We start from the raw sequence: 6,215 nt of genomic DNA, 5'->3' as shown, positions 1-6,215 counted from the left end.
AAAATACATAAGGTTTTGATATTTGATAGGCGGTAAGCCTTGAAAAATCAAGGAATTTCGGAAGATTGAATTTTTAAACAAAAATATATAAAGCAAATTATAGGAGCGATTCTCTTTATTCTCGCTATTTCTTATGCTTCAGAAGAATTTATACCTGGACGCTTGCAATTGCAAAAAAAGATATTTATCGTGGTCGCTTTATTAGGAATTTTAGGTTGGGTATATAAGAATATAAACCATGTAAAGAACAAATATTGGATGGTCTTGGTATGGTTCTGCATTCCGTTTGTTTTAACTTCGTTTTATACAATATTAATATGCAGTATAAATGGAGATCAGATAGGAACGGCAGGACAGGCAATTACAACGTCAATGTTTCTTGTGGTTGACTTTTTTGTAAGTATTGCATTGATAATATTGTTTGACAAAAGTGTAATAAAAGTAATGACATTTTCCGTATTAGGAGCATATGCATATATCATTCTTTTTAAAATCCAGAAAGTGGGCGTGGGTAGTGCAGTCAGACAATTATTAGGGAAAGAACTTGAAAGAAACGACATTGGAGTGGCGGTAGTACCACTGATATTGTATTATCTTTATATTTTTCTAGTTAAAAAGAATAAGAATAAATCGAATTTATTTTTTACGGGATTATTATTTGTCGTAATGGTGCTCTGCGCAAAGAGAAGTGCAATCTTGTCCCTTGCAGTTGGAATAGTGATGATTCTGATGACAAAGTACACAAATAAGAATGCAACTACACTATTGAAAATAATTTCAGTTTTGACAATAGTATTTAGCTTTTTGTATGTTGTTGGTATTCATGTGGGTGCGTTCGATCAGGTGTTAGCCGGAAAAGGTACCTTATCAGATAGATTATATGTTTGGAAATATTTTGATGGTATGTATGAAATATCACCTTTGTATTTTGGAAAAGGCTTTAGCTTTGTGCATAGATACATGACGGCAGGATTAGGTGACTGGATGGTTAATCATTATGAGTATTTGCACAATAGTATTCTGCAATTATACATTGAGACAGGCTTTTGGGGGTTTTTTATTTGGACAGGAAATTATTTTATTTTAATACCACATATTGCAATGAAAAAGTATGGGAAGAATGCCTGCAATTTTACAATTATTAGTATAGTATCGATGTTTGCAATGTTTACTGTAGATAATAATTTGACATATCCGTTATATCAGATATGTTTGTATTGTTCGTTATATTCATTATATCGTTCTGAAGAATTAGAACAAAAACAAGAAATGAGGGACAAGAATGGGTATACTTTCGGAAATTCAAATTAGTTTATATAAGATAAAATGGAGAAAGCATAATAAGCATAATGGAACATATCCCATAACGCTGTTTGATGAAAATGCTGTGAATGTTGGGAATATGACGTATGGGGAATTGTATGTCTTAAAATATGGCGAGCAAGGGAAATTAAGTATAGGAAATTTCTGTTCTATTGCACCTCAGGTAGCATTTATTCTTAGCGCAGACCATTATACAAATCATATTTCGACATTTCCATTTAAGGTGAAGGTGTTAGAAACAGCGGAAATGGAAAGTATTTCAAAGGGAGATATTACAATAGAGGACGATGTGTGGATAGGATTTGGAGCAACAATTTTATCAGGCGTCACTATTGGACAGGGAGCAGTTATTGCAGCTGGCTCGGTCGTCACTAAAGATGTTCCGCCGTATGCGATAGTGGGTGGAGTTCCTGCGAAAGTTATTAAATATAGATTTCCTGAAAAGATGATAAAGGAATTAGTGAAAATAAATTATGGTAAATTAACAAATGAAATGATAAAGAAACAGGTAGATGATTTGTATACCGAATTAAATGATACAGATCAATTGAACTGGTTGCCAAAAAAGGAGAAATAGGATGACGTCGACGATATTCTTATCACTTTGTATTCCTACGAATGGAGTAACTGAATGGGTGGTTCCTGTTCTTGATAGCATTTACAGAGAACAAATAGCAGAGGAGTTATTTGAAGTTGTTGTAACAGATAATGGAGAGAATAAAGAATTTTTCTGGAAAATGAAGGAATATTCTGATTTGCATCAAAATTTAATATATAAGAAAACAACAGCAATTGGTTTTGAAAATCAAATTGAAGCATTTAAGATAGCAAAAGGGCAATTGATTAAATTTGTAAATCATCGCATGCAATTTGTTCCGGGGGGATTAAAGTATTTAGTTGAATACGCAGAAAAAAATCGGGAGAAAAAACCGATTACGTATTTTATGAACGGTGAAAACAAAAAGTTGAAGCAATATAATATGTATAGTTCATTTGATGAGTATATTCGAGCGATGTCGTATTGGTCCTCATGGTCAGCTGGAACGGCGGTATGGAAGGAGGACTTTGAAAATATTGATTTATCGATAAGGTGCAATTCGTTATTTCCACATACAGCTCTGATTTTCAGTAATAGAAAATCAGAGCTGTATGTTATTGATAATCAAATTATCATGAAAGATCTACTTACAGATGAAACAAAAAAAGGAAAATATAATTTATTTTACGCATTTGCAGTTGAATATGTAAGTATAATACTGCAGCTTTACAGAGAAAAGAGTATAAGTATTGGAACATTTTTGAATGTTAAGAAGGATAATTTGGAATTCATTAGTGGATTGTATTGGCGATATATTATACGAAAAAAAGCATGTTCCTATGATTTGTCAGGATATAAAGAAGCTATAGAGGTCTATTACAATAAAAGTGAATTAGATATGGGACTCGTGAAATGGTGGGTAAAACGCGTGAAAAATAAAATCGCACATAAATAAAGGATTGGGAATATGAAAATAGCATTAATAGGTGGAGCTGGATTTATCGGAACAAATTTAGCATTGCAGTTGTCATTGACAGATGAAGTAACAGTTATTGATAGAGATGAAAAATTCTTTTTAACATTAAAGGCATTAAAAGTGCCGCTTAATTTTAAAGTGGGAAATTTTTCATTAGACGCAGATTTTGATGCTCAAGTAGCGGGACAAGATATTGTTTATCATTTAGCCTCTACAGTGATTCCAGGAAATTCAAATCGAAATATAGGGGAAGAGTTAGAAGCAAATGTTGTGGTTACATGTAAATTATTAGATGCATGCGTTCGACAAAAGGTAAAAAAAATCGTATTTATTTCTTCGGGCGGAGCTGTATATGGAAAAAAGGGAAAGTGTCCAGTTGAAGAAGATATGGTGACCTACCCAATTTCATCATATGGTATACAAAAAATTACAATCGAGAAATTATTATATTTGTATAGATATCAGGAAAGGCTGGATTATAGAATCATACGATTGGCAAATCCGTATGGACCATACCAACGTCCAAATGGAAAACTTGGAGTAGTAACTACGTTTGTATATAAGGCGTTGACAGATGGAATATTGGAAGTGTATGGAGATGGAACGGTAGTCCGAGATTTTATTTATATTGAAGATGCAGTCCGAGGAATAAAAAATATAGTAGAGGGTGAAAGTGAACTTCGTGTATTTAATTTAGGCTCCGGAAAAGGAACCAGTGTAAATGAAGTTATAGAAGCCATAAAAAATTCAGTGAGAAAAGATCTTAAAGTTAATTATATTGCGGCAAGGCCAACAGATGTACCAGAAAATTATTTAGATATAAGAAGGTATGAGAAAGCTTACGGAAAATTGAAACCAATATGTTTACAAGAGGGAATAAAGAAAACGGCTGAATTTATGAAAAATACAGGGATGATAGTATAACAGATATGGAGAATATAGATGGAGATAACATATAGTAGTAAGAAGGTCTTTAAAAACTCAGCATTATCGGTTTTATATAAAGGTATCGGAATGGTGCTATCACTTATATCGGCTCCACTGATCCTTAATTGTCTGGGAGAAGAAAAATACGGAGTGTGGGTATCGCTGTTATCTATCGTATCCTGGATTTATTATTTGGATTTGGGAATTGGTAACGGCCTTCGTATTCGTCTTAGTGAAAGCTTAGCAGAAAAAAAGAAAGAAAAGGCGCAAAAATATATCAGTGTTTCATATGCAATATTAAGCACAATTTCATTTGTGGCATTTATTGTAGTTGCATTTTTTTTGAAAATAATAGATTTAAAAAGTGTATTAAATATTCATGGTGATATTAATGAAAATATTAATTTAATATTCGCAATCGCCATATTATTTGTATGCATAAATTTTGTTTTTTCATTAGTGAATAATATCTTTTATGCAGTACAGAACGCGAGTGCAGTTAGTGCTTTAACTATTATAGGCCAGGCAATATATATTTTAGGATTGCTTTTATATAGTAAGACAGGAAGCGGAACAATACTTGTTATAGCAACAATAGAAGGAATAAGTCAATTCCTAAAAAATATTATTGGAAGTATTTGGGCATATGTAAAGTATCCGGAATGCAGAATCAAAATTGAAAAGCCAGATATGAAATATTCACAAGGAATTTTATCCTTTGGTTTACAAACATTCATTTCGAATATAGCGGCTTTAATATTGAATTCTACCGATAATATCATTATTCTGAGATATTTAGGAGCGGATGTGGTTACACCGTATAGTTTTTGTTATAAATATTTTGCTATGATAAGTACAGTTTTTGCGGTTATAGTTGTACCATTACAGTCTGCATATACAATGGCGTATACAAATAATAATGTTAAGTGGATTATCAAAAATTTGAAACGGGCAATGATGATATTAACCGTATTTTCTGTCGGAACGGTGATGGCTGGAATTATATTTAGACCATTTACTGTAATTTGGTTACAAAAAAAATTGTATTTTTCTAATAAGTTAATAGTATATACAGCATTATATTGTATTTTGCTGATGATTTCTCATACATTTTCAACATTGACAAGTGGAATTGGAAGAATAAAAGAGACAACAATAGCGTCTGTAGTACAAGCATTCATAAACATTCCGGTTTCTGTTTTTTTTGCTGTTAATTTAGGTATGGGAGTTGAGGGTGTCATATTAGGTTCAGTAATAGCGATAGCGATAAGCGCAATTGTTGGCCCGATTGTTTCATATGATGAATTAAGAAAAATAAAGGAGAAACAGTGTGATAAAGACAGAAAGTAAATATTATATATACGATAAACCTAAAAAGATAAATGTGAAGTATATAGTTAAGCAAATCATATATACAATACAAAATATTTTATATGGTTTATATATGAAAACGATATTTGTAAATTTGGGAGAAAAGAAATATAAAGTTTCCATATGTGCAATTTTTAAAAATGAAGGAAAATATCTGAGAGAATGGATTGAGTTTCATAGGATTATAGGAATAGAACATTTTTACTTGTATAATAATAACTCAGATGATAATTATGAAACGGTTATAGAAGATTATATAAAATTAGGTATTGTTACGTTAATTCAGTGGCCTAAAAATCAGGCACAAATGGAGGCGTATACAGATTGTATAAAAAAGTATGCAAAGGAAACAACCTGGTTAGGTTTTATTGATATTGATGAATTTGTTGTACCAATAAAGTATGATAGTATTGAAGAATTTTTAAATCAATTTAGAAATCGTCCATCTGTGAAAATTAATTGGAATGTTTTTGGAACATCAGGGTTAATGGACAGAGAGGCAGACACCTTGGTGGTGGAGAGTTTTATTGTTTGCTGGGGAAAAATAGACGAAGTTGGAAAATGCTTTTATAATACAGCATTTGGGTTTGAACCAAATTGCCTAAAAAATAAGACGTTTCACCATAACTTGTGGGGAACATGGAAAAATCATAATTTACCACCAGTAAATTGTTTTGGACACTTATGTAACGGGTATGAAAGGGCCGATAGTGGAGAATTTCCTATTGTTATAAATCATTATTTTACGAAGTCGTATCAAGAGTACATTGATAAAGCCGGCAAAGGTGATGTTTATTTTGCAGACAATCCGCATAACTTAGAATATTTTTATCGACATGAAAAATTATGTTCGAAAACAGATTATCATGCATATAAATACTTAATCCAATTGAAAAGAGCGATGGAAGGATTCCGATAATGCGACAGATAAAAAGAGAATCCAATTTCGAATTATTAAGAATTATATCAATGTTAATGATTGTGAGCCATCATTTAGTAAACCAGATAGTGTCAATAGTTTTTCGCAAATTTAATTTCTGCCGTTCAGCAGCTGTCAGTTAACCAGCTATGATATCAGAC

6 protein-coding genes are annotated in these 6,215 nt (G+C 31.9%); all 6 read left to right on the top strand.

All coding sequences use genetic code 11. The annotated features are described in order from the left end of the window. The first annotated feature begins 189 nt into the window (after positions 1–189). The 6 genes from ACESZP_RS17680 to ACESZP_RS17655 are packed head-to-tail and all read left to right on the top strand — an operon-like array spanning position 190 to position 6,054. Positions 190–1,311 (top strand): O-antigen ligase family protein, encoded by a 1,122-nt coding sequence (locus tag ACESZP_RS17680; RefSeq protein ID WP_499709915.1) that lies wholly within the window; start codon positions 190–192, stop codon positions 1,309–1,311. Next, positions 1,283–1,900 (top strand): CatB-related O-acetyltransferase, encoded by a 618-nt coding sequence (locus tag ACESZP_RS17675; protein WP_499709913.1) that lies wholly within the window; start codon positions 1,283–1,285, stop codon positions 1,898–1,900. The genes ACESZP_RS17680 and ACESZP_RS17675 overlap by 29 nt, the downstream gene beginning before the upstream one ends. Position 1,901: 1 nt before the next feature. Next, positions 1,902–2,816, top strand: coding sequence for a glycosyltransferase (locus ACESZP_RS17670; RefSeq protein WP_499709912.1), 915 nt, complete (start codon positions 1,902–1,904; stop codon positions 2,814–2,816). 12 nt (positions 2,817–2,828) lie between these two features. Next, positions 2,829–3,761 (top strand): NAD-dependent epimerase/dehydratase family protein, encoded by a 933-nt coding sequence (locus ACESZP_RS17665; RefSeq protein WP_499709911.1) that lies wholly within the window; start codon positions 2,829–2,831, stop codon positions 3,759–3,761. A gap of 18 nt (positions 3,762–3,779) precedes the next feature. Next, entirely contained in the window at positions 3,780–5,114 is a 1,335-nt protein-coding gene (locus tag ACESZP_RS17660) for a lipopolysaccharide biosynthesis protein (protein ID WP_499709910.1), read from the top strand. After that, on the top strand, positions 5,095–6,054 hold the full coding sequence (locus ACESZP_RS17655; RefSeq protein WP_499709909.1) for a glycosyltransferase family 92 protein: 960 nt from the start codon (positions 5,095–5,097) through the stop codon (positions 6,052–6,054). Before ACESZP_RS17660 ends, ACESZP_RS17655 begins: the two co-directional genes overlap by 20 nt. Positions 6,055–6,215: the final 161 nt, after the last annotated feature.

The sequence above is a fragment of the Candidatus Dorea massiliensis AP6 genome, from assembly GCF_964245105.1.
In the GTDB taxonomy this organism is placed as follows: Bacteria; Bacillota; Clostridia; order Lachnospirales; family Lachnospiraceae; genus Laedolimicola; species Laedolimicola intestinihominis.
Note: the sequence above shows the minus strand (reverse complement) of the source record. Positions and strands in the feature narration are given on the sequence as shown.

What these genes read in the sequence shown, in the direction of transcription:
- ACESZP_RS17670 (WP_499709912.1), top strand. Translation starts at nt 1,902, where the DNA reads ATGACGTCGACGATATTCTTATCACTTTGTATTCCTACGAATGGAGTA.
- ACESZP_RS17675 (WP_499709913.1), top strand. Translation starts at nt 1,283, where the DNA reads ATGGGTATACTTTCGGAAATTCAAATTAGTTTATATAAGATAAAATGG.
- ACESZP_RS17660 (WP_499709910.1), top strand. Translation starts at nt 3,780, where the DNA reads ATGGAGATAACATATAGTAGTAAGAAGGTCTTTAAAAACTCAGCATTA.
- ACESZP_RS17665 (WP_499709911.1), top strand. Translation starts at nt 2,829, where the DNA reads ATGAAAATAGCATTAATAGGTGGAGCTGGATTTATCGGAACAAATTTA.